The organism is Pseudomonas sp. (assembly GCF_051660785.1).
Classification (GTDB): domain Bacteria; phylum Pseudomonadota; class Gammaproteobacteria; order Pseudomonadales; family Pseudomonadaceae; genus Aquipseudomonas.
The window spans coordinates 40079-61791 of the sequence record NZ_JBOFQE010000004.1 but is presented as its reverse complement, the minus strand read 5'-3'; the positions used below and the strand labels follow the sequence as shown (position 1 = coordinate 61791).

23 protein-coding genes, 3 tRNA genes and 1 pseudogene are annotated in these 21713 nt (G+C 57.4%); 11 read left to right on the top strand and 16 right to left on the bottom strand.

Annotation, left to right across the window (positions count from 1 at the left end; genetic code table 11):
• Positions 1–129: integrase core domain-containing protein (locus ACRC4F_RS01285; protein WP_438657738.1), on the top strand; the 129-nt coding region annotated here is incomplete at its 5' end.
• 69 nt (positions 130–198) lie between these two features.
• Here ACRC4F_RS01285 and ACRC4F_RS01280 read toward each other — a convergent pair.
• The 7 genes from ACRC4F_RS01280 to ACRC4F_RS01250 all read right to left on the bottom strand — a co-directional run bounded on the left by ACRC4F_RS01280 (position 199) and on the right by ACRC4F_RS01250 (position 8510).
• Positions 199–1773, bottom strand: a complete 1575-nt coding sequence (locus ACRC4F_RS01280; protein ID WP_438657736.1) for an ABC transporter ATP-binding protein — start codon at positions 1771–1773, stop codon at positions 199–201.
• Between the two features lie 27 nt (positions 1774–1800).
• Positions 1801–2823, bottom strand: coding sequence for an ABC transporter permease (locus ACRC4F_RS01275; protein WP_438657735.1), 1023 nt, complete (start codon positions 2821–2823; stop codon positions 1801–1803).
• Positions 2823–3884, bottom strand: a complete 1062-nt coding sequence (locus ACRC4F_RS01270; RefSeq protein ID WP_438657734.1) for a microcin C ABC transporter permease YejB — start codon at positions 3882–3884, stop codon at positions 2823–2825. The genes ACRC4F_RS01275 and ACRC4F_RS01270 overlap by 1 nt, the downstream gene beginning before the upstream one ends.
• The gene (locus ACRC4F_RS01265; protein WP_438657733.1) at positions 3884–5752 is read right to left on the bottom strand and encodes an extracellular solute-binding protein; all 1869 of its coding nucleotides are present in this window, start codon (positions 5750–5752) and stop codon (positions 3884–3886) included. The genes ACRC4F_RS01270 and ACRC4F_RS01265 overlap by 1 nt, the downstream gene beginning before the upstream one ends.
• Positions 5753–5886: 134 nt before the next feature.
• Positions 5887–6168 carry a peptidylprolyl isomerase gene (locus ACRC4F_RS01260; RefSeq protein ID WP_059405911.1) on the bottom strand — a complete coding sequence of 94 codons (282 nt, stop codon included), beginning with the start codon at positions 6166–6168 and terminating at the stop codon, positions 5887–5889.
• Between the two features lie 83 nt (positions 6169–6251).
• Positions 6252–7133, bottom strand: coding sequence for an esterase/lipase family protein (locus tag ACRC4F_RS01255; protein WP_438657732.1), 882 nt, complete (start codon positions 7131–7133; stop codon positions 6252–6254).
• 288 nt (positions 7134–7421) lie between these two features.
• A complete protein-coding gene (locus tag ACRC4F_RS01250) occupies positions 7422–8510 on the bottom strand; it encodes a 3-deoxy-7-phosphoheptulonate synthase (RefSeq protein ID WP_438657731.1) in 1089 nt (362 codons plus the stop codon).
• A gap of 626 nt (positions 8511–9136) precedes the next feature.
• Here ACRC4F_RS01250 and ACRC4F_RS01245 point away from each other — a divergent pair.
• The 8 genes from ACRC4F_RS01245 to ACRC4F_RS01210 all read left to right on the top strand — a co-directional run bounded on the left by ACRC4F_RS01245 (position 9137) and on the right by ACRC4F_RS01210 (position 14042).
• A complete protein-coding gene (locus ACRC4F_RS01245) occupies positions 9137–9895 on the top strand; it encodes a carbon-nitrogen hydrolase family protein (protein WP_438657730.1) in 759 nt (252 codons plus the stop codon).
• Positions 9895–10338 (top strand): GNAT family N-acetyltransferase, encoded by a 444-nt coding sequence (locus tag ACRC4F_RS01240; protein ID WP_438657729.1) that lies wholly within the window; start codon positions 9895–9897, stop codon positions 10336–10338. Before ACRC4F_RS01245 ends, ACRC4F_RS01240 begins: the two co-directional genes overlap by 1 nt.
• A gap of 127 nt (positions 10339–10465) precedes the next feature.
• A complete protein-coding gene (gene gacA, locus ACRC4F_RS01235; RefSeq protein WP_008015884.1) occupies positions 10466–11107 on the top strand; it encodes a response regulator transcription factor GacA in 642 nt (213 codons plus the stop codon).
• A gap of 9 nt (positions 11108–11116) precedes the next feature.
• On the top strand, positions 11117–12940 hold the full coding sequence (gene uvrC, locus ACRC4F_RS01230) for an excinuclease ABC subunit UvrC (protein ID WP_438657728.1): 1824 nt from the start codon (positions 11117–11119) through the stop codon (positions 12938–12940).
• A gap of 32 nt (positions 12941–12972) precedes the next feature.
• Positions 12973–13533, top strand: a complete 561-nt coding sequence (pgsA, locus tag ACRC4F_RS01225) for a CDP-diacylglycerol--glycerol-3-phosphate 3-phosphatidyltransferase (RefSeq protein ID WP_109632018.1) — start codon at positions 12973–12975, stop codon at positions 13531–13533.
• A 63-nt stretch (positions 13534–13596) separates the two neighbouring features.
• Positions 13597–13672: transfer RNA gene (locus tag ACRC4F_RS01220), tRNA-Gly, on the top strand.
• Between the two features lie 46 nt (positions 13673–13718).
• Positions 13719–13792, top strand: a tRNA-Cys gene (locus ACRC4F_RS01215).
• Positions 13793–13955: 163 nt separating this feature from the next.
• A tRNA-Leu gene (locus ACRC4F_RS01210) sits at positions 13956–14042 on the top strand.
• 7 nt (positions 14043–14049) lie between these two features.
• Here the strand turns inward: ACRC4F_RS01210 and ACRC4F_RS01205 are convergent.
• The 3 genes from ACRC4F_RS01205 to ACRC4F_RS01195 all read right to left on the bottom strand — a co-directional run bounded on the left by ACRC4F_RS01205 (position 14050) and on the right by ACRC4F_RS01195 (position 15873).
• Entirely contained in the window at positions 14050–14250 is a 201-nt protein-coding gene (locus ACRC4F_RS01205) for a hypothetical protein (RefSeq protein WP_438657727.1), read from the bottom strand.
• Between the two features lie 571 nt (positions 14251–14821).
• The gene (locus ACRC4F_RS01200; protein ID WP_438657737.1) at positions 14822–15280 is read right to left on the bottom strand and encodes an acyltransferase family protein; all 459 of its coding nucleotides are present in this window, start codon (positions 15278–15280) and stop codon (positions 14822–14824) included.
• The gene (locus ACRC4F_RS01195) at positions 15217–15873 is read right to left on the bottom strand and encodes an acyltransferase family protein (RefSeq protein WP_438657726.1); all 657 of its coding nucleotides are present in this window, start codon (positions 15871–15873) and stop codon (positions 15217–15219) included. The genes ACRC4F_RS01200 and ACRC4F_RS01195 overlap by 64 nt, the downstream gene beginning before the upstream one ends.
• 178 nt (positions 15874–16051) lie before the next feature.
• On the opposite strand from ACRC4F_RS01195, the pseudogene ACRC4F_RS01190 reads away from it, so the two are divergent.
• Positions 16052–16138 (top strand): annotated as a pseudogene (locus ACRC4F_RS01190) (cell wall hydrolase); the annotation flags it as partial.
• 248 nt (positions 16139–16386) lie between these two features.
• Here ACRC4F_RS01190 and ACRC4F_RS01185 read toward each other — a convergent pair.
• On the bottom strand, positions 16387–17481 hold the full coding sequence (locus ACRC4F_RS01185) for an acyltransferase family protein (RefSeq protein WP_438657725.1): 1095 nt from the start codon (positions 17479–17481) through the stop codon (positions 16387–16389).
• A gap of 236 nt (positions 17482–17717) precedes the next feature.
• Positions 17718–18554, bottom strand: coding sequence for an NAD(P)H-binding protein (locus tag ACRC4F_RS01180; RefSeq protein WP_438657724.1), 837 nt, complete (start codon positions 18552–18554; stop codon positions 17718–17720).
• A gap of 179 nt (positions 18555–18733) precedes the next feature.
• On the opposite strand from ACRC4F_RS01180, the gene ACRC4F_RS01175 reads away from it, so the two are divergent.
• The gene (locus tag ACRC4F_RS01175) at positions 18734–19399 is read left to right on the top strand and encodes a TetR/AcrR family transcriptional regulator (protein WP_438657723.1); all 666 of its coding nucleotides are present in this window, start codon (positions 18734–18736) and stop codon (positions 19397–19399) included.
• A gap of 45 nt (positions 19400–19444) precedes the next feature.
• Here the strand turns inward: ACRC4F_RS01175 and ACRC4F_RS01170 are convergent, their stop codons facing one another.
• From ACRC4F_RS01170 to ACRC4F_RS01155, 4 genes are all read right to left on the bottom strand, one after another.
• Positions 19445–19729: a hypothetical protein gene (locus ACRC4F_RS01170; RefSeq protein ID WP_438657722.1), complete on the bottom strand. Its 285-nt coding sequence runs from the start codon at positions 19727–19729 to the stop codon at positions 19445–19447.
• Between the two features lie 300 nt (positions 19730–20029).
• Complete coding sequence (locus tag ACRC4F_RS01165; protein ID WP_010460746.1) at positions 20030–20260, bottom strand: hypothetical protein; 231 nt, start codon at positions 20258–20260, stop codon at positions 20030–20032.
• A gap of 115 nt (positions 20261–20375) precedes the next feature.
• A complete protein-coding gene (locus ACRC4F_RS01160) occupies positions 20376–20597 on the bottom strand; it encodes a hypothetical protein (protein ID WP_438657721.1) in 222 nt (73 codons plus the stop codon).
• A gap of 72 nt (positions 20598–20669) precedes the next feature.
• A complete protein-coding gene (locus ACRC4F_RS01155; RefSeq protein ID WP_438657720.1) occupies positions 20670–21710 on the bottom strand; it encodes a DNA topoisomerase IB in 1041 nt (346 codons plus the stop codon).
• Positions 21711–21713 lie beyond the last annotated feature (3 nt).

The window sequence follows — 21713 nt, the reverse complement described above, 5'->3', positions numbered from 1 at the left end:
CAACGCGCGACCTACCTGACGTCGTGGTTGCACGAGTACAACTGGCATCGCCCGCATGCCAGCCTGAGTTATTTGCCACCGATTAGCCGAATAGCATCCGTGAACAACGTGGTGGGTTTACACAGCTAGCTCCCACAGTGGACCGCGATTTAATGTGGGAGCTGGCCTGCTAGCGATTGAGGCGACGCGGTCCAATGCCTACCGCGGATGCGCCGCCGCCAACAGCTCTTTGGTGTACGGATGCTGCGGCGAATCGAACACGTCGTGGCTGGCGCCGCTTTCCACCACTTTGCCATCCTTGATCACGATCATGTCGTGGGCCAGGGCGCGCACCACCGCCAGGTCGTGGCTGATGAACAGGTAGGTCAGGCCATGTTTTTCCTGGAGCTGGCGGAGCAGGGCGACTACTTGTTTCTGCACGGTGCGATCCAGCGCCGACGTCGGTTCGTCGAGCAAAATCAGCGCCGGTTTCAGCACCAGCGCCCGGGCGATCGCGATGCGTTGTCGCTGGCCACCGGAGAACTCGTGGGGATATCGATGGCGGCTTTGCGGGTCGAGGCCGACTTCTTCCAGCGCGCGAATCACTTCGGCCTTACACTCGTCAGCGGTCAACTGGCTATGCACTTCAAGCCCTTCGCTGATGATTTGCGCCACCGACATGCGCGGGCTGAGACTGCCGAAGGGGTCCTGGAACACCACCTGCATTTTCTTGCGCCATGGCCGCAACTGCTTTTGCGTCAGGCCATCCAGCGCCTCGCCCTGAAAGCGAATGCTGCCTTCGGAATCGAGCAAACGCAGGATCGCCTGGCCCAGCGTCGACTTGCCCGAGCCGGATTCGCCAACAATGCCCAGGGTTTTTCCGCGCTGAATGTTGAGGCTGATGCCGTCCACCGCGTTCAGGTAGGTCTTGCGCTGGAACAGACCGCCACCGAGGGCAAACTGCACGCGCAGATTGTCCACTTCCAGTACGTTCTCGCGCTCGTCACGGGGCAGGGCTTCGCCTTCCGGCTCGGCGTTGAGCAGCACGCAGCTGTAAGGGTGTTTCGGCTCGGTGAAGATGGTTTCGCACGTGGCCTCTTCGACGATTTCCCCGGCCTTCATCACGCACACGCGCTGGGCGATGCTGCGCACCAGATTGAGGTCGTGGCTGATCAACAGCAGCGACATGCCGAGCCGCTGTTGCAGGGACTTGAGCAGAATCAGAATCTTGCGCTGCACGGTCACGTCCAGCGCCGTGGTGGGTTCGTCGGCGATCAGCAACTGCGGCTCGCAGGCCAGGGCCATGGCGATCATCACCCGTTGCCGCTGGCCGCCTGACAGTTGATGGGGATAGGCCTTGAGCCGCTCTTTGGGTTTCTGGATGCCCACCAGTTGCAGCAACTCCAGAATCCGCGCTTGCGCCACTTTGCCCGTCAGGCCCTTGTGCACCAGCAGGGTTTCGCCGATCTGCTTTTCGATGCTGTGCAACGGATTGAGCGAGGTCATCGGTTCTTGAAAGATCATCGCGATGCGGTTGCCGCGCAATTCACGCAGCACCTCCGGCGGGGCACCGAGCAGTTCCTTGCCGCGATAGCGAATGCTGCCAGTGGTCTGGGTGCCGGTCTCGGGCAGCAGTTGCAGGATCGAGTGGGCCGTCACCGATTTGCCCGAGCCCGACTCGCCGACCAACGCCAGGCATTCGCCGGGATGGATGTCCAGGCACAGGTTGCGCACCACTGTCTGGCCATTGAAGGCCACGCTGAGGTCGCGGATTTCGATCAGGTTGGTACTCATATCAGCTGTCCCGCTTCAAATCGAGGCTCAAGAGCGCGGATCAAACGCATCGCGTAACGCCTCACCAATAAACACCAATAAGGAAAGAATCAGCGCCAAGGTGAAAAACGCCGTCAGACCCAGCCATGGCGCTTGCAGGTTCTGCTTGCCTTGCCCGATCAGCTCACCCAGCGATGCGCTGCCGGCCGGCATGCCGAACCCGAGGAAGTCCAGCGCCGTGAGGGTGGAAATTGCCCCGGTGAGAATGAACGGCAGATAGCTCAAGGTCGCGTTCATGGCGTTGGGCAGGATATGCCGGACAATCACTTTTCGGTCCGTGAGGCCCAGCGCCCGGGCGGCCTTGACGTATTCCAGGTTGCGCCCGCGCAGGAACTCGGCGCGCACCACGTCGACCAGCGCCAGCCATGAAAACAGCGCCATGATCCCCAGCAGCCACCAGAAATTCGGTTCGACGAACCCCGACAGAATGATCAGCAGGTACAGCACCGGCAGTCCGGACCAGACCTCCAGCAAGCGTTGGCCCATCAGGTCGACCCAGCCACCGTAATAACCTTGCAGCGCGCCGGCGGCGATACCGATCAGCGCGCTGACAAAGGTCAGCATCAACGCAAAGAGGATCGACACCCGCGCACCAAAAATCACCCGGGCCATGACATCCCGCGACTGATCGTCGGTGCCCAGCCAGTTGACGCTCGAGGGTGGGCTCGGCGCCGGTTTGCTGAGGTCATAGTTGGGCGTGTCATCGCTGAACGGGATCGGCGGGAACAGCATCCAGCCGCCGTCCTTTTTAATCAGCTTCTGCACGTAGTCGCTGCGGTAGTCGGCCTGAAACGGCAGTTGCCCGCCGAACTCCTGCTCGGTGTGACGCTTGAACACCGGGAAGTACCACTGACCCTCATAGCTGACCACCAGCGGTTTGTCGTTGGCGATCAACTCGCCGCCCAACGTCAGCAGGAACAGGCCAATGAACAACCACAGCGACCACCAGCCCCGGCGGTTTTTCTTGAAGCGTTCAAAGCGGCGACGGCCTAACGGCGAGAGCTTGAACATCAGGCGTTCCTCGCGGCGAAGTCGATACGCGGGTCGACCAGGGTGTAGCAGAGGTCGCCAATCAGTTTTATCAAAAGCCCGAACAGCGTGAAGATAAACAGCGAGCCAAACACCACCGGATAGTCCCGCGATACGGCGGCCTCATAGCTCATGCGTCCCAGGCCATCGAGGGAGAAAATCACCTCGATCAACAGCGAACCGGCGAAGAACACGCTGATGAACGCCTGGGGAATCCCCGATACCACCAGCAGCATCGCGTTGCGAAACACGTGGCCGTACAGCACGCGTCGTTCGCTCAAGCCTTTGGCCCGTGCGGTGACCACGTACTGGCGCGTGATCTCGTTGAGGAACGAGTTCTTGGTGAGGATCGTCAGGGTGGCGAAACCGCCAATCACCAGCGCTGTCACCGGCAGCACCAGGTGCCAGAAGTAATCGGCGATCTTGCCCACGGTCGACAGCGATTCGAAGTTGTCCGAGACCAGCCCGCGCACCGGAAACCAGTTCAGCGAGGTGCCGCCGGCGAAGACCACGATCAGGAACATCGCGAACAGGAACGCTGGCATCGCATAACCGATGATGATTGCCGTGCTGCTCCAGATATCGAAATGACTGCCGTGGTGCACGGCCTTGCGGATACCGAGCGGGATCGACACCAGATACGTGATCAGCGTGGCCCAGAGCCCGAGGGAGATGGTCACCGGCATTTTTTCCAGGATCAGGTCGGTGACGGTCGCGCCGCGGAAAAAGCTCTTGCCGAAGTCCAGGCGCGCGTAACTGGTAAGCATCAGCCACAGGCGTTCATGTGCCGGCTTGTCGAAGCCGTACTGCTTTTCGATGTCCTTGATCAATTGCGGGTCGAGGCCGCGACTGGCCCGGGAGGTGCCGGACATGGTTTCGCCGGAGCCGCCGCCGACACTCGCGCCGCCGATGCCCTGCAAGTGCGCGATGGCCTGTTCCACCGGACCGCCCGGCGCGGCCTGGACGATGATGAAGTTGACCAGAAGAATGATCACCAGCGTCGGGATGATCAGCAGCAGGCGCCGCAGTATATAAGCCCACATCAATGCGGCCCTCCGGGTTTGCCACGGCGGATTTTCTCGGCCGTCATCTGCTGGTTGGTCAGCGGCGTGGTACTCGTTTCCCACCAGCTCTCGATGGCTTCGTCATTGCTGGCCTGCTCGTTGGGCATGCCGAACCGGTTCCACCACACCGTCGAAGTGCCCGGCGGATAGTAGTTGGGAATCCAGTAGTAGTTCCATTGCAGCACCCGGTCCAGTGCGTGGGCATAGCGCAGCATCTCCGGCTGGGTGTTGGCGCGGACCAGCCCGTTGATCAGGGTGTCGACTGCCGGGTTCTTCAGCACCATGTAGTTGTTGGCGCCGGGGTCGTTGGCCGAAATCGAGCCGAAGTAGTTGAACAGCTCGCCACCGGGTGAAGTGGTGACCGGGTAGCCGGTGACGATCATGTCGTAGTCGCGGCTCATCAGGCGATTCACGTACTGCGATGAGTCGATGCGCCGAATGTTCAGGTCGATGCCGATCTGTTTCAAGGTGCGCTTGTACGGCAGCAGCAATCGGTCCATGCCGTTCTGGCTGACCAGAAAGGTGAAACTCAACGGTGTGCCTTCGGCGTTGACCAGTTGATCGCCATCGGGTTTCCAGCCCGCCTGCTCAAGCAGGTCCAGCGCTTGCAATTGTTTGTCGCGAATCAGGCCGCTGCCATCGGTTTTCGGTGCTTCAAAGACTTTGGTGAAGACCTCGTCGGGGATCTGTCCACGCAGCGGCTCGAGAATCGCCAGCTCGCCCGCATCCGGCAGTTGTCGGGCGGCGAGGTCGGTATTGGAGAAAAAACTCTGCTGACGGATGTACATGTCTCGCATCATCTGCCGATTGCTCCACTCGAAATCCCAGAGCATCGCCAGGGCCTGGCGCACGCGACGGTCCTGGAAAATCGGATTTTGCAGATTGAAGACAAACCCCTGGGCCGATTGCGGTGCTTGTGTTGCCAGATGCGCTTTCTGCAGGCGACCGTCGCTCAGGGCCGGACTTTCGTAGCCGATGGAGTAGCCGGTCGCGGAGAATTCGCGGTTGTAGTCGTACGCGCCGCCACGCAGGACCTGGCGCGCTACGTCGGTATCGCCGAAATACTCGATGCTGAAATGATCGAAATTGTAGAGGCCGCGGCTGACCGGCAGATCCTTGCCCCACCAGCTGGCGTTGCGCTCGAAGGTGATGCTGCGGCCGGAATCGACCTTGCCTACTTTGTAAGGACCGCTGCCCAGTGGCGCCTCGTAACCGCCGCCATTGGCGAAGTCGCGGGTCTTCCACCAGTGCTCGGGAAATACCGGCAAGGTGGCGATGTCGAGGGGCAGGGTGCGGTTTTCGTTACTTTTGAAGTCGAATCGAACCGTCAGCGGCGCTTCGACTTCGACACCTTTGACATCGGCGAACTGGGTGCGATAGCGCAGGCTGCCCTGAGTCATCAGCAGGTCGAAGGTGTAGCGTACGTCCTGGGCGGTTATCGGTGTGCCGTCGGCGAAGCGCGCCTTGGGGTTCAAGTAGAAGCGCAGGGACAAGCCGTCATCCGAGCGTTCCATTTTTTGCGCCACCAGGCCGTACACGGTATAGGGCTCGTCCAGCGAACGCTGGGCCAGAGGCGAGTAAAGCAAACCGTCGATTTGCGTGACGCCGATGCCCTTGTCGATGTACGGCAATATATGGTCGAAATGCCCGATTTCGATGGCCGAGCGGCGCATCGTGCCGCCCTTGGGGGCCTGCGGGTTGGCGTAGGCGAAATGACTGAAGCCGGCGGGATACTTCGCCGGTTCGCCGTACACGGTCAACGCCTGTTGCGGTGCTGCATTCACACCAGCGGCACCTAATAGCAGTGCCACGGCAGTGAACAACAAAGTAGGGAAAGCCAGTCGCATTGTCAGCCTTAGAGCCGGGTGGTCGATAACCGCAATTTGTACGCTAGCGGCGCGTCCCTCGCCAGCCGTATCACGTATCTGAAACACAACGGCCCACCAAATGGCGGGCCGTCATGCACAAACCAGGGCGTTGATCAGTCCTGGCGGCTGGTCACTTCCAGCAGGTGATAACCGAACTGGGTCTTGACCGGGCCTTGCACTACGTTGAGTGGTGCGCTGAAGACGACGGTGTCGAATTCCTTGACCATCTGGCCTGGACCGAACGAACCCAGGTCACCGCCTTGACGGCTGGACGGGCAGGTGGAGTTGGCTTTGGCAACTTCGGCGAAATCAGCGCCGCCTTCGATCTGGGCTTTGAGTTCGTTGCACTTGGCTTCCGAGGCAACCAGGATGTGACGGGCAGTGGCTTTAGCCATGGAAAAATACTCCTTTCAATATTCAGTAAAGTGCGGAGCCTACCGGATTCAGTGGCCTATTTCTCGTCAAAGTTCCGGACAGATTATAGGCCGGCATTTCTCAGGCGTTCGGCATGCTGCACATACAAGGCAATCGGGTCGATGCCCTTGCGCAGTGGCACGGCGGTTTGACCGAGGCTGTCCAAATGATCCAGCGGGTAGTCGGAGCGGATAACTTTGCCTAAATGGGAGCTATAGCGGCCCACCATGCCGTCATTTTGCTCCGCTTCGGTAGTGAAGTAGCGAGAAAAGGCCTGGAGGAAACCGTGCAACGGATTGATTGCCTCCAGACCCTTATCGAAGAGATCGCCCTGCAATGTGCCGCTCCAGGAGTAATAACGCACGCCGTTAACCAGCTCCCGGCCCTTGCCGCCCCAGGTTTTCGGCAGCCCTTGCGGGTACTTGTCGTTGAAAGCGCCGACACCTTCAGTGGTCAATGCGTTGAGGGCGGCGATGGCGTTCTGCGGCAAATGCCGATGGCCACTGAGCAACGAAAGAAAGTCGGCAAACAGCGTGGCGACCGTGTCCGCAACATGCTCCGGCAGGCGTCCTGGCGTCAGGGCCTTGCGCAGGAAATCGGCCAGTTCCGAGCCGTGGTTCGGTCCGCTGACCGAGGTCACCGAAGCGATTTTTTCCGGCGCGATCGCTGCGGCGTAACGGGCCGCGAGAGCCCCTTGACTGTGACCGATCAGGTTGACCTGGTGGGCGCCGGTTCCTTCCAGCACCCGTTCGATCTGTGCCAACAGTTGGTCCCCACGCACTTCGTTGCTGTGAGTCGCCGAGAGGTGGGGGATAAACACGCGTGCGCCGGCACTTCTGAGGGCCAGCTTGACGTCATGAAAGAGTTCGACGTTGCCAATGCGATCAAAGCCGAAGAGCCCGTGGATCAGCAGGATTGGATACTGAGTGGTTGCATTCCGTAGCATGTTCATTCCCTTTTTCGCGGTGGTTCAGAGGTGTGAATATGGGCTCACTCTAAAGCACACCGACAGCTCGGCGATGTATGAGGAATCCGCTGTAAGCTGATGAAAAAGGTATAGAAAACGTAGGAAAGTTCGAAAGAGAATGAGGTCCTGTTCGGAATATTTGGACATCTTTTTGTCGATTGCGGAGCACATCATTGCAACGGCCTACCGAGCGCAGGCCGTTTACCCGTAAACCGATTCGCTTTTCAGACGCCCAGCCCTCGAGCGAGGGCTGGAGGTCGGCAGTGGTTATGCCGGTTGTTGAAGGCTGTTCTGCGCCCGCAGCCGGGCAGCGGCCTGGCGCAGCAATTGTTCGGTTGCGGTCCAGCCAAGGCAGCCATCCGTTACCGATACGCCGTAGTGCAGCGAAGCACTCAAGGGCTGGCAGCCTTCGAACAAATGGCTCTCGATCATCATGCCGATCAGCGAACGATCGCCTTGCAGCCGTTGCTCAAGTACATCGTTGAACACGGCCGGCTGGCGTGCCGGATCTTTGCCGCTGTTGGCGTGACTGCAGTCGACCATGATCCGCGCCGGGATCGTGAGACGGGTCAAGTCGCTGTTCACCTGGGCGACGCTGTCGCGATCGTAGTTCGGCCCGCGATGACCGCCGCGCAACACCAGATGGGTGTCGGGATTGCCCGGGGTTTGAATGATCGCTGGGTGCCCTTGACTGTCGACGCCGAAATGGCGATGCGGATGGGCGGCCGAACGCATGGCGTCGCTGGCGACGGCGACGCCGCCATCGGTGCCGTTCTTGAAACCGACTGGCATGCTCAGGCCGCTGGCCATTTCCCGGTGGATTTGCGACTCGGTGGTGCGGGCGCCGATGGCGACCCAGCTCAACAGGTCGTCGAAGTAGCCGGCCGCCATGGGTTGCAGCAGTTCGGTGGCAATCGGCAAGCCGAGGCGCAGCATTTCGCGCATCAGTTCGCGTGACAGCGTCAACCCGCCGGCCATGTCATCGCTGCCGTCAAGTTGCGGGTCGTAAGCCAGGCCTTTCCAGCCGACGGTGGTGCGGGGTTTTTCGACGTAGGCACGCATCACCAGCAGCATTTCATCGCTGACCTCAGTGGCGAGGCGAGCGAGATTGGCGGCGTATTCGAGGGCGGACCGGGGGTCGTGAATCGAGCAAGGACCGACGATGACCAGCAGACGGGAATCTTCACCGTTGAGGATCGCGCGGACCGCATCGCGGTGAGCGGCGACTTGCCGGGTCAGGGCATTGTCGAGGGGCAATTGCTGTTTGAGCTGCAACGAGCTGGGCAGACGCAGGGTCAGCGCTTCATTGGCAGGGTTCAAGGTAGATAGCGGCAAGGCAGAGACGGACGAGTTCATAGTCAGGCTTCCTGGGCTGGCGGCGGGTTCGTTCCCGCGCGCTCGGCCCTACTGGGGTGTTCGACAATTGGCCGGATTGGCTGCGTGTGTGTGCTTGCCACCTGTGGGTGACCGATCGGAGGCGGCAGGCTGTCCCGAGCGGAGGCTGCTAAATCGCCAGGCGGAAAAACTGTCGTGACGGTAATAAGTGGCGTAGTTCATTTCGTGAATCCTCGGTTGTCTGGTGTGTCGCTAAAAATGTGTGGGGCTGAAAAAACAAAACCCCCGGTCGGGAAGCCGACCGGGGGTTGAGAATTCTCTGGTGGCGACCCGTTTAAAGTGGGCGCCGTGTGGGTATCAGGCGCGCCAGTGGCTAAACCAATACCCAAAATAAAAGCTGACCGGAGCACAAACGTCAGTCACCCGGGCAGCCGCAACCGAGCGCGAGGCGCTGGCGGTACGAAGCTGTGAGAGGGCGTTGAACATGGTCTGTCTCCGATGAATGCGCCGAGCTTACTAGAGGCCGGTGCGCGGTTTCAATCAGAAAATGCTATCGCTCGGCGGCGGTGCTTTCTATCGCTTGAGTGCCTCAGGGTTTATGACACACTTCGCCTTCCACCCAATTCGTAACGTCACAAGGGCGAAACATGACGACACTGACCATCGCCGCTGCACAATCAATCTCCATCGCAGGTGATCTTGCCGCGAATATGGCCTGGCATCAGCGCTTTATGCAGGTGGCCGCGGAGCAGGGCGTCCAGTTGCTCGTCTTTCCGGAATTGTCGCTGACCGGATACGAGCGCGGGCTCGCCGCTGAGTTGGCGATTGACCCGAATGCGCAGGTGCTGCAACCGCTGCGGGATTTCGCGCAGGAGATGGGCGTGACGTGTGTGGTCGGAATGCCGATTCGTCTGTCGGATGATTCGCCGGTACTGATCGGTGCGTTGGTCCTGGGCGCCGAGGGTTCGCTCGGGGTGTATAGCAAGCAGCATCTGCATCCGGGCGAGGAGGTGGCGTTTGCGCCTGGCACGGGCGGCTCGACGTTGACGATCGGCAGCGACACGGTCGCGTTGGCGGTGTGCGCCGATTTTTCTCACGCGTGTCACGCAGCCGCGGCGGCGGAACAAGGCGCCGACCTCTATGCCGCCGGCGTACTGATCACCGAAAACGGCTATGCGCCGGATACTGCACTGTTGCAAGGCTATGCCGGCAGTCATTCGATGGCCGTGCTGATGGCTAATCATGGTGGAGTGACGGGAGGTTGGGAGTCAGCAGGGCGCAGTGCAATCTGGGCGGCGGACGGGTCGCTGATTGCAGCGGCACCCGGCACGGGCAACCTGCTGGTCGTTGCTCGCCGAGACGCTGATGGCTGGGAAGGGCAAGTCGTGGCGGTCGTGGAGGCTTGATGGGGTTCGAACTGCGTCCGGCGACCGCCCGGGATCTGGATTTCGCTCGTGACCTGACCTGTCGAACCATGCTTCGCTATTACATTCAGCATGATCTGCTGTGGCAGGACGAGGCGTTCGATGTGGCCTGGGCCGGGCGCGAGAACTGGTTGATCGTCCGTGACAATGTCTTGCAGGGTTATGTGAGCCTCAGTCGCGATGCTAGAGCTTTATATATCCGCGAGTTGCACGTGCTCGAAGCGTTTCAGGGGCAGGGTGCCGGTTCCTGGGCGATCGATCAGGTTTTCGCCATGGCGTGCCAGGAACGGCGTCCGGCTTTACGCCTGACAGTTTTTGAAACGAATCCGGCAAAAGCACTGTACGAGCGAAAAGGGCTGAAGGTGGTCGGCCAAGACGAGTGTTTCCTGAGAATGCAGCGTGATGTCGATGAGCTACTTCGCTGAAACACGCTTGCGACAAGCCTTTCAAGATGTAATGAAACTTTTTATATAGCGCTTGCCGCTAGGTCTGCCAGTCGCTTTTTGCTAAGGTGTCCGGCAACCCAATAAGACCATATCGCGAGGTGTCTGCTTGATTAGGGTGCTAGTAGTCGATGACCATGATCTCGTTCGTACAGGCATTACACGAATGCTGGCTGACATCGATGGCCTGCAAGTAGTCGGCCAGGCTGAGTCGGGGGAGGAATCCCTGCTTAAGGCGCGTGAGTTGAAACCCGATGTGGTGCTGATGGACGTCAAGATGCCCGGGATCGGCGGTCTTGAGGCCACGCGCAAATTGCTGCGCAGTCATCCGGACATCAAAGTCGTTGCGGTCACCGTGTGCGAGGAAGATCCGTTTCCTACGCGGCTGTTGCAGGCCGGTGCCGCAGGTTATCTGACCAAGGGCGCCGGGTTGCCGGAAATGGTCCAGGCGATTCGCCTGGTATTTGCCGGTCAACGCTACATCAGCCCGCAGATTGCACAGCAACTGGCGATCAAATCCTTTCAGCCGACCAATGATTCGCCGTTCGACGCATTGTCGGAGCGCGAAATCCAGATCGCATTGATGATTGTCGGCTGCCAGAAAGTCCAGATCATTTCCGACAAGCTCTGCCTGTCACCCAAAACGGTCAACACTTACCGTTACCGCATTTTCGAGAAGCTTTCGATCAGCAGTGATGTCGAGCTGACGCTGTTGGCGGTGCGTCACGGCATGGTCGATGCCAGCCTCTGAATTCTGAAAATGACTGAAGTCTTTGATCCAGGCGCTTTTCTGTCGACCGTCAGTGGGCGCCCCGGCGTGTACCGCATGTTCGACAGTGATGCACGCCTGCTGTATGTCGGCAAGGCCAAGAATCTAAAAAATCGCCTGTCGAGCTATTTCCGAAAATCCGGCCTCGCGCCCAAGACGGCCGCGCTCGTCGCCCGTATCGCCCAGGTGGAAACCACCATCACGGCCAACGAAACGGAAGCCTTGCTGCTTGAGCAGACGCTGATCAAGGAATGGCGCCCGCCGTATAACATCCTGCTGCGCGACGACAAATCCTACCCTTACGTCTTTCTCTCGGATGGCCAGTTTCCTCGATTGAGCATCCATCGCGGTGCGAAAAAGGCCAAGGGCAAGTATTTCGGTCCGTACCCCAGCGCGGGCGCCATTCGCGAAAGCCTGAGCCTGCTGCAAAAGACCTTTTTTGTTCGCCAGTGCGAAGACAGCTATTACAAGAACCGCACGCGTCCTTGTCTGCAATACCAGATCAAACGCTGCAAGGCCCCGTGCGTCGGGCTGGTGGAGCCCGAGGTGTATGCCGAGGACGTTCGCCACTCGGTGATGTTCCTTGAAGGCCGCAGCAATGCGCTGACGGACGAGTTGTCCGCGGGCATGGAAGAGGCGGCGATCAACCTCGAGTTCGAGCGCGCCGCCGAGTTGCGCGATCAGATTTCACTGCTGCGCCGGGTCCAGGACCAGCAGAGCATGGAAGGCGGCACTGGCGATATCGACGTGATTGCCGCGTTCGTCAATCCGGGTGGTGCCTGCGTCCATTTGATCAGCGTGCGCGGTGGTCGAGTGCTGGGCAGCAAGAACTTCTTCCCTCAGGTCGGTATCGACGAAGACGTGTCCGAGGTCATGGCTGCGTTTCTCGGCCAGTACTTCATTACCAGTCCCGAGCGGGACTTGCCGAGCGAACTGATCGTCAACGTGGTTCACGAGGACTTCCCGACCCTGATTACGGCCATCGAAGAGCTGCGCGGTCGCGAGTTGACCATCAGCCATCGGGTACGCGGTACGCGAGCGCGCTGGCAACAATTGGCGGTCACCAATGCCGAGCAAGCGTTGAGCGCGAGGCTGGCCAACCGTCAGCACGTCGCCGCACGTTTCGATGCCCTGGCAGAAGTGTTGAACCTGGACGAGCCGCCACAGCGGCTTGAGTGCTATGACATCAGCCACTCCAGCGGCGAAGCCACCGTTGCGTCTTGCGTAGTGTTCGGCCCGGAAGGCCCGATCAAGTCCGACTACCGTCGTTACAACATCGAAGGCGTGACCCCGGGCGACGACTATGCGGCCATGCACCAGGCCCTGACCCGACGCTTCAGCAAATTGAAGGACGGGGAGGGCAAGCTGCCAGACATTCTGTTGGTGGACGGCGGCAAGGGTCAGCTGTCGATGGCTCGCGATGTGCTCAATGAGCTGGCAGTGCCGGACCTGATTCTGTTGGGCGTGGCCAAGGGTGCGACGCGCAAGGCCGGTTTTGAAACCCTGTACCTCAACGACGCAGCCCACGAATTTACCTTGCGCGGCGATTCCCCCGCGCTGCATTTGATTCAACAGATACGCGATGAAGCCCACCGTTTCGCAATTACCGGGCACCGCGCTCGCCGGGGCAAAACACGGCGCACCTCGACGCTTGAGGGCGTTGCAGGCGTCGGACCGACACGGCGGCGTGATTTGTTAAAACATTTTGGTGGATTGCAGGAGCTGTCTCGTGCCAGCATCGAAGAGATCGCCAAAGCACCCGGGATCAGTAAAAAGCTCGCAGAGTTGATTTATGCAAATCTGCACAGCGAGTAGAATGCCACCTCACCTCGTAGCCAGTTGTGCCGATGAATATCCCTAATCTGATTACCGTTCTACGCGTCCTGCTTATCCCGATCTTCATTTTACTGTTCTACCTGCCTTACCAATGGAGCTACCTGGCCTCCGCCTCGGTCTTCGCATTTGCCGCCGCTACAGACTGGCTGGACGGTTATCTGGCCCGTCGTCTGGAACAAAGCACGCCGTTCGGGGCTTTTCTCGATCCCGTGGCTGACAAGCTGATGGTTGCCGTTGCGCTGGTGTTGCTGGTGCAAGAACACGGCAACCTGTGGCTCACGCTGCCGGCCGCCGTCATCATCGGTCGCGAAATTGTCGTCTCGGCACTGCGCGAATGGATGGCCGAACTCGGCGCCCGCGCTCACGTCGCCGTGTCGAACCTGGGCAAATGGAAAACCGCCGCGCAGATGCTGGCGCTGGTGATCCTGCTGGCCAATCCATCGGACTTCACCTTCTGGGTCTTGATCGGCTACGCCTTGCTTCTGGTGTCCGCCGGCCTGACATTGTGGTCCATGGTCCAATACTTGCGGGCGGCCTGGCCGCATCTGAAGACCGACGTGGAAAAGAAATAAAACTTTTTTGAATCAAAGGGTTGACGGGGCTTCTGGATTCTATAGAATGCGCCACACCAAGACGCGGGAATAGCTCAGTTGGTAGAGCACGACCTTGCCAAGGTCGGGGTCGCGAGTTCGAGTCTCGTTTCCCGCTCCAAGTTTGTACGCAGTTGGTGTTGAGCAACATGGCACCAAGTGTAAGTGGCCGAGTAGCAAAATGGTTATGCAGTGGATTGCAAATCCACCTACGCCGGTTCGATTCCGACCTCGGCCTCCACTATAAACAAGCTCCGTAGATCTATGATTTACGGAGCTTTTTTATTTGCGCAGCCTTGCAAGATTTTGTCTTGAAAAGGGTATTTGCGAACTTGCTTCACCGGGGCGGGATGTATATATTTCCTCCCTCGGTTGCACATGCCAGACAGCTTCACCGCGCTACCGCCCGAATGGCGAAATTGGTAGACGCATGGGACTTAAAATCCCCCGCTCGTAAGGGCGTGCCGGTTCGATTCCGGCTTCGGGCACCATCTTAAATCAAGGGTTTGCGGACGAAAGCTGATGCAAGCCCTTGATTGCTTCTGGTCCGCTATTTTGGAGTTGGTCGCGGTTCACTTGGTCGGAGAGACTTTCTTGCCCAGCGATTTCGGGCGTATTGCTCAGTCCTAACCATGCCTTGGCGCGTAAATCGCGCACCTGAAATTCAGACTTCGCATCACCGGCCGCTTCGCTGGCCAAAATCGAACCTTTTCAGCAACATCACCACCGTCATCGGTATGCCATCCTCTGTAACGATGAGCCGCGTCGAGCGGACTTTGTTTTCTGTTATTCCCAGGCCTTTAAGGCAGACAACAGGTTTACGGATGGAGACCCGGTCAGTACTCAGGCAACTATAGTCACTGACGATGGGGCAAATGATGTTTAGGTAGAATGCACAATTTCACTGTCCGGCAGATCTGCTGGAGTTGGTCCGAGAGACCTTGGCGCCCCTGTCGTCGCTGGAAATCTCGTTCAAGGGCTATTTTCTAATTTGCTGATAGGGACAACTCGAACACTCGGCTACTCCGCAAACCCGCGGTAGGGCGCACTAAACTCAGTGGCTAATGTGACTTCACGATTCAGTCGGGGGTGTCTATGTGCATTGAATTTGATAATACTACCAAAGAGAAGATCATAGCGGTGTTCGCCAGCCCGCAAGATCCGAACACCCAACTGAATTGCGCTTTGTTGGATACAACGGACGAGCGCTGGCGAGTATTTATGACATGCTAAATTCGTTTCAGCAGAAGATAGTGCCTGGTCAAAACGTCTAGTCGGAAATAATAATTTTGTTTCTGCTGCCCATCGCTCGAATGTAGCTTCGGCACGGCTTCTCTATTAGCGCGTAGGTGAATGCGGAAAGTGCAACGAGTATCGTTATGTAGATATAGAATTCGCTGGTTTTGTCCGTTTGTATTCGTGGGGCGATATAGCTTAAAAATATCAAATACAATGGGAAGTGTAATATGTATAGCGAATAGCTGGCCTCTCCGAGGAATATTGCCGACTTGGAGGATAGGAAGCTTGGGCTTTTGCTGTGTGTTAAAGCCAAAATCAGAATTCCATAAGGAATCATTATTAATGGTAGTCTGAAATAAAGCCAGGAAATTAAGACTACCATAGCCACAGTGACTGATGATGTTGCTGATCGAATAATCGGTGGTATCAAGTTGTGCTTTGCAAGCGCTGCGAGGACGCAGCCTGCAAAGAAGAACGGGAAACTGAGGATGGGAAAGTAGGGTTCGATATAAGTTTTATTGGGTTAATTGGAAGGCTGTTCTTTACAGAATGAATCAAGTACATGTTCAAGGATTCATGTAGAAAGCAAAGCGCTACAGCAATAACGGATGAACGTATTAGATTTCTTCTAGTGAGTAGGAAAAGAAGCGCTGGAAACATCGCATAAAAGAACACCTCCACAGACAATGACCAGCCAGGATTATTCATGGATAGCGCATGCGGTGCCGACCATGCCTGTAACAATGAAACATTTAACGCTAATGTAAGCATGTCTGGGGTCGTCAAGGTCGCAGCTAAGGCCAGTCCAATTAAATAGACTGGGTAGATTCTTGCAAAGCGCGCCACCCAGAATTTTTTTCTGTTGAATTTTTCCGGGGCGTCAGTAGCGTAAACAGTCGCCATGATGAAGCCAGAAAGAAAAAAGAAATATTGAACGGCGTAAGGGCCTTGACGAAATACCCCGCCGAAAAAATCACCATCAAATGGTGTCGTGTTAGCACCGAAATGAAACGCCACAACCATTAATGCAGCAATGAACCTTGTGAAGGTCAATCGAGAGAGGTTCTTGGTAGCCAAGTCCATGCTTAATATTTCCAATAGCGTTTGAAGAATTTTAAGGCGGACTATTTACCATATTTGTCGATGTAACGCCAAAGCACTTCTTGATTAAAACCCGCCACGAGCGGGAATTTGCCTGGAGAAAAGTAAATGAGCGCAACCGAGAAAGCTCTGAGGGTGAGGTTCGCGGCGATCACAGGTCGGCCAGATTGCCGTGGCCCGCACCATCCGCAATCGCGTGAATGATGGCGACGACAAGTTCTGGTGGGGGTATGGGTATGCCGGGGTGAGCCCGCATGTTCAGCGCCCATGTAATCCGCCGTGTACCGCTTTGGACTTCCGTCGCATCCGCCGTCTCCGCCGTCTCCGCCGTATCGCCGTATCGCCGTATCGGGTCGTTGGTTCTATCCTGAAAACCGGATTGAAGTCTCCATCGCCGATGAGCTTTAGCTGCCGCTCCGTATTGCCAGTCAGACGGGCTAGTCCGTCACTGTGAGTTGGCCGACACAGCCTGCCTATAGGATGGACCTTACGATATCAGCCTCTGCTCGGAGTTTTTTCAAGACTGATGCTGTGCTTGGTTTTGCTGCGCGCAAACTCGGTAAGTCGCTTGCCGAGTTTTATAGAATTTATTTCTATGACTCGATGCGCAACGAAACACCCTATGAATAAAAGAAGCGTTATCTGTATTTTTTCATTTGCGTATGGCAGCCCGTACTTGGCGACTCCGAGCGCAATAAATCCCCATGCCCAATTATGGAACAGATAAATTGAATAGGTCATGCTTGATAGAAGGCGCAGACCGCTACTGTCTGCCAGCTTGTTTCGCATCGCCCATGCTGAAATAAAAATACATACTGCTGGTATTGCAAAGTTAAAGGTCGCCCAGGTCGGGTGAAAGACTGGAAGTTTCTTTACAAAAAAAGTGACAATGATCGCGATTGTAGAAACGCATAATAACAGCGAGGCTTTCCGCTCTTGAAGTAAGTAGATGCATACTCCGACAAATAGAAACGGGGCATACAGAGTGAAATATCCAGTTACCCATATGTGCGGGCCGGGGAACTGTGGTAGCGCATAGAGAGCCAAGGTTGAAGTCAGCATGATCAAAGGCAGCCACGTCTGCTTGTCGAGTAGGCCGGTGGCCTTTAAGATCGCCATGAAGGCATAAAACATGATTTCAATTCGAAGCGTCCACTCTACGTTAGCCAGCGCCAAAGGCGTATCGAAGAAGTCACCAATCAGAAGCAGCCTGGGAATCCAGATCGAGAGAGATGCTTCGGTTGTTCCGACCAGTGCATAATATGAAATGTACTCCATGATAACGGCTGCAATATAAAGAGGGTAGATTCTGAATATTCGCTTAATTATAAACTCTGTAGATGATTCCTTCTGAAGTACGTATGTGATTATATATCCAGATGTCAGGAAGAAAACTATTACCCCGGCAGCGCCGCCATAGCAAATGTTATACAGAAATCCGGTGAATGCTCTTAATAGAGGGTTGTCAGCGTAGGCCGAGTGAAGCGCTGCAAGTTCTTCCTGGAATTTGTGGCCGACGAGAACACTTATAAACGCAAAAACTCTCATGTAGTCAAGAAAGACAATGCGTCCCTTCATATTGTCGGACATCTATTCACCGGATATTAGTATTGTTCGTAGGCTGGAGAGCGGATTGTACCCGAATGGACTGACACTGCTCGGAGAAAAAATTATGCCTGTCACCGCGCAGCAATCATTGGCTAGCTAGGTCATAGATTAGGTTCCGGCTTCGGGCACCACACATTTCATAGGAGTGCATGAGGACACTCATGCAGTCCTTTGTCGTTTCTGCTCGGCCATTTTTGCCAGACAATCCGTATCGAACTTCAACCAAGGTGCTGCCAGACGCCTGTAGCAGCGGTGCGCCGAACATAGTCGCTGAAATCACGCGCGGGCCGACCCAGTGCGCGTTGCACGCCATCGGCCAGAGGTGTGTTGCGACCGTCGAGCACCGTCGTGAAGAGATACAGCACCAGGTCGATCAACGGCGCTGGAAGTTGTGCCTGTTCCAGCGCCTGACGATAGGCATCCGGTGGCACAGCGACGAAACGGATATCGCGCCCGGTCCCCTGGGTGATCTCATCGACCGCCTCGGCAAACGTCAGCGCCCGTGGCCCGGTCAGTTCATAAAGTTGGCGTGAGTGTCCGGGGCGGGTCAGCGCCTGGACGGCAATTTCGGCTATGTCTTCCACATCGACAAAGGGTTCCGCGATAGCGCCGACGGGAAGCGCCAGTTCTCCCTGGACAATGGGCTCCAGAAAATGCGCCTCACTGAAGTTCTGGAAGAACCAACTGGCCCGCAGGATCGTCCAGTCGACGCCGCTGTTTTGTATGACCCGTTCGGCTTGTTCCGCTTCGATCTCGCCGCGTCCGGACAGCAGCACCAGTTTGCCGACGCCGCTTTTTACGGCCAGGTCGGTAAACGCCTGAACCGTTTCGAGGGCACCGGGTACAGCGAGGTCCGGCTGATAGGAAATGTACACGGCGTCAACGCCATCAAGCGCTGCATCCCAAGTCGTGCGGTCCTCCCAGTCGAAAGGCGGATTCGCCTCGCGCGATCCGAGGCGCACAGGCAAACCCGCTGCTTTGAGATGTTGGGTGATCCTGCGTCCTGTTTTGCCGGTCGCACCGAGAATGAGGATGGTGTCTTGAGTGTCTTTCATCGCGTTCATCTCCATCGGGTTATGTGAGTGATACTCACGTTTAAAAGATGATAAACGCTCATGTTCTGCCGTCAACCAGCGTCAGAAGGGAAACCGACGTACGGACTCAACCCTTGGGGGCGTACGTAGGTGGTGCTAAGGTGAGTGCTGGTCATGTTTAGTAATCGGGAACCACGCCAGTGCCAAAGAAAGCCGCCGCCGGGCTCGAGCCAGCTGCTTCAGAGTCGACCCGCCGCAATCCCACGCAACAACGCAGTCGCGAGCGGCAGGAGCGAATTCTTGCGGTGGCGACGCAGCTGATCGCGACCAAGGGCAGCGACCAGGTCAAGATGAGCGAAATTGCCGAGCGCTCGGAGATTTCGATCGGATCGCTTTATCAGTACTTCCCCGACAAGAGCTCGGTCATTCGCACGCTGGCCGAGCGCTATAACGCCGCCAGCCGTCGCTGTATCGAAGAGGCGCTGGTGGCGGTCGAGGATGCGCAAGGGTTGGCTGCTGCCTATTCGGACTTGCTGGATCAGTATTACGAGATCGTTCAGGCCGAGCCTGCGATGCGTGATATCTGGTCAGGTATGCAGGCAGACAAGCAGTTGCTGGCGCTGGAGTTGGAGGAGAGTCGTGTGGCGGGCAGATTATTGGCCGATGCGATGCTGCGGGTGTTTCCAGGCAGCGATGCGCAGCGCGTTACTGATTCTGCCTTTCTGATCTGGCAACTCGGTGAAGCGACCATGCGACTGGCCATTTCTTGTGAGCCCGAAGAGGGGCGGCGGCTGTTTGAAGCGTTCAAGCGCATGTCGCTTGCTGAAATCATTGAGCCCGCGTGCACGAATGCGTCAGCCTCTTAACATCGCTGGGTCGAGCAATGTCGACCCAGCGATTGAACCAGCCCTTTAAACAAACGGCTGGCCAGTAAAACCCCGAGGCAATCTTTGCAAACCAGCCATGGCGGTAAGCCGTTCTACCCAGGCGGCGCGCCAGTCACTGGCGGTGTGGGTGACTTTGGCCTTGCGAGCCGCACGGCGTGCTGCGTTGCGCTCCGCTTTGCGCGCTTCCTTGAACGCGTCGGTGTTTCGGCAGCTTCTGCACTTTACGCGGGTCAATTCGCTGGTTGAGGTGAGGTTGCTGCCTTGGTGACCGCAGGCCAGATGCCCGCTGATTTTGAAGTGGGTGACCATGGAACGTCTCCTTCGCGACGTGTGATCGTTTGACCTTGCGCAAACGATGGCGTTCGCTGGCCACCCAGCGTACAAAAAAAAGGCCTGCATGCGGGCAGACCAGGGTATTTCTCAAAGGAGTGCCTCACTGTAGGGCGTGTGTTGTGAACGTTACGTGAAAAGAGGCTAAAAAAAATCCCGGTGGGGCCGGGTGGGTGTGAAGCTCAAGAAAATCAGACAGGCACGGGGGCGGTGACGATGAAGTCGCCGCTCATGCGTCCTGAATCAGGCCCTGTTCTCGAATTTCGCGTCCGGATGAAATCATCTGAACCGCGGAAGAGGCGGGTCGACAGGTTTCAGCGAAGACAGGGTGTTGCGAATCAGTGGCGCGTCCTTCTCGATGTCGTTCAGGCGGTCACGAATTCTGAGGGCTGTCGGGTGCCCCCCTTGATGATCCACCCAGTCGGCAATCTCCTTGCATGCTGCGGCAAGTCGAGCCTGACGGGAGTCGAGCAGGGTGAGCAAGGTGGTGATGGACTCTTTTTCGGACATGGCAAACACCTCCGTTCAAGAAACCTGACAAATAGCAGCAAAAAGCCCGCTTTGTGCGAGCTTTCTGCCGATGGGGTCGCTGGTCCTTCAGCTGTTTTCAGTATAGACCCGGACTTCAGGCTTGTCGGGCCGTCACTTGTGACCTGGCATTGAGCTGCCGGCATTCACGCTGTGCATCCTCTTCAAGATCGTAGCCGTCACCGATGAAGCCAGGAGTGCGGGTATCTTCGATGCGATACCAGACTTCGGCGTCCGGTGGCGGGTGGCCAACTTCTCCGGCCCGGCGGCCATGAATGATGATCTTGTTGCAACGCTTAACAACGAAAATGTCTTCCATGGCGTCACCGCGGCTGATTCATGTCCCCATCAACTATAGAAGTTCTTGACGAACGTGCAAAAAATGGAGGGGTCATTTCGTCGATTCGGCCGCCTCGATCATCTTCTCCAGATACATGGCGAGCCCGACTTCCTCTGCCCTGAGCCCTTTTCGCACCCTCGGTCGGGGCAGTTGGGACAACGCGCCGAGCATGAAACCTTCGAGTACGGCGGGGTGGATGTAGCACTTGCGGCACACCGCCGGGGTATTGCCGAGCTGCTTGGCGACGTTCTTGACCATCTCCACCACGTGCCGTTTCGCATCCGACTCGGGTTCCCACTGCAACTCGCGCAGCACCGACAACGCCAGAGCGCTGCCCGCCCAGGTGCGGTAATCCTTTGCCGTGAAGTCGGCGCCGGTGAGGGTTTGCAGGTAGGCGTTGACGTCTGAGGAGCTGACGGTATGCCGCTCGCCGTTTTCGTCCAGGTACTGAAAGAGGTCTTGGCCGGGAATCTCCAGGCAGCGTTTGATGATGCGCGCCAAACGCCGGTCCTTTACGGTGATCTGGTGCTCGACACCGCTTTTGCCGCGGAACTGGAACAGAATCGCAGTGCCATTGACCTCGACGTGGCGGCTGCGCAGGGTGGTCAGGCCGTAGGAACGATTTTCCCGCGCGTACTGCGTGTTGCCGACCCGGATCAGCGTCGCGTCGAGCAAGGTAATGACGGTGGCCATGACTTTGTCCCGGCTGAAACCGGGAGCGTCCAGCAGTGCTTCAAGCTGTTTGCGCAGTTTCGGCAGGGCCAGGCCAAAGTCCCGCAGCCGCGAGTATTTGTCGGCATCGCGCACTTCGCGCCAGCGCGCGTGATAACGGTATTGTTTGCGGCCGCGCGCGTCACGTCCGGTGGCTTGCAAATGACCGCGCGGGTCGGCGCAGATCCACACATTCGTATAGGCAGGCGGCACGGCGAGGGCGTTGAGGCGCTTGATTTCGTCGGGATCGGTGATGCGCTGGCCCGCTGGATCGAAGTAGCAGAATTTGCCACGTAACAATTTGCGAGTGATACCCGGTTTCGTGTCATCGACGTAATGCAGGTCGGAAGGCAACACATCGGGCAGCGCGATATCGGACATGGC

Coding starts and splice junctions, on each gene's coding strand:
- ACRC4F_RS01155 (WP_438657720.1), bottom strand. CDS start 21,710: ATGTCCGATATCGCGCTGCCCGATGTGTTGCCTTCCGACCTGCATTAC.
- ACRC4F_RS01245 (WP_438657730.1), top strand. CDS start 9,137: ATGACGACACTGACCATCGCCGCTGCACAATCAATCTCCATCGCAGGT.
- pgsA (WP_109632018.1), top strand. CDS start 12,973: ATGAATATCCCTAATCTGATTACCGTTCTACGCGTCCTGCTTATCCCG.
- uvrC (WP_438657728.1), top strand. CDS start 11,117: ATGACTGAAGTCTTTGATCCAGGCGCTTTTCTGTCGACCGTCAGTGGG.
- ACRC4F_RS01265 (WP_438657733.1), bottom strand. CDS start 5,752: ATGCGACTGGCTTTCCCTACTTTGTTGTTCACTGCCGTGGCACTGCTA.
- ACRC4F_RS01165 (WP_010460746.1), bottom strand. CDS start 20,260: ATGTCCGAAAAAGAGTCCATCACCACCTTGCTCACCCTGCTCGACTCC.
- ACRC4F_RS01280 (WP_438657736.1), bottom strand. CDS start 1,773: ATGAGTACCAACCTGATCGAAATCCGCGACCTCAGCGTGGCCTTCAAT.
- ACRC4F_RS01180 (WP_438657724.1), bottom strand. CDS start 18,554: ATGAAAGACACTCAAGACACCATCCTCATTCTCGGTGCGACCGGCAAA.
- ACRC4F_RS01275 (WP_438657735.1), bottom strand. CDS start 2,823: ATGTTCAAGCTCTCGCCGTTAGGCCGTCGCCGCTTTGAACGCTTCAAG.
- ACRC4F_RS01160 (WP_438657721.1), bottom strand. CDS start 20,597: ATGGAAGACATTTTCGTTGTTAAGCGTTGCAACAAGATCATCATTCAT.
- ACRC4F_RS01260 (WP_059405911.1), bottom strand. CDS start 6,168: ATGGCTAAAGCCACTGCCCGTCACATCCTGGTTGCCTCGGAAGCCAAG.
- ACRC4F_RS01270 (WP_438657734.1), bottom strand. CDS start 3,884: ATGTGGGCTTATATACTGCGGCGCCTGCTGCTGATCATCCCGACGCTG.
- ACRC4F_RS01255 (WP_438657732.1), bottom strand. CDS start 7,133: ATGCTACGGAATGCAACCACTCAGTATCCAATCCTGCTGATCCACGGG.
- ACRC4F_RS01170 (WP_438657722.1), bottom strand. CDS start 19,729: ATGGTCACCCACTTCAAAATCAGCGGGCATCTGGCCTGCGGTCACCAA.
- ACRC4F_RS01240 (WP_438657729.1), top strand. CDS start 9,895: ATGGGGTTCGAACTGCGTCCGGCGACCGCCCGGGATCTGGATTTCGCT.
- ACRC4F_RS01185 (WP_438657725.1), bottom strand. CDS start 17,481: ATGTCCGACAATATGAAGGGACGCATTGTCTTTCTTGACTACATGAGA.
- ACRC4F_RS01195 (WP_438657726.1), bottom strand. CDS start 15,873: ATGGACTTGGCTACCAAGAACCTCTCTCGATTGACCTTCACAAGGTTC.
- ACRC4F_RS01250 (WP_438657731.1), bottom strand. CDS start 8,510: ATGAACTCGTCCGTCTCTGCCTTGCCGCTATCTACCTTGAACCCTGCC.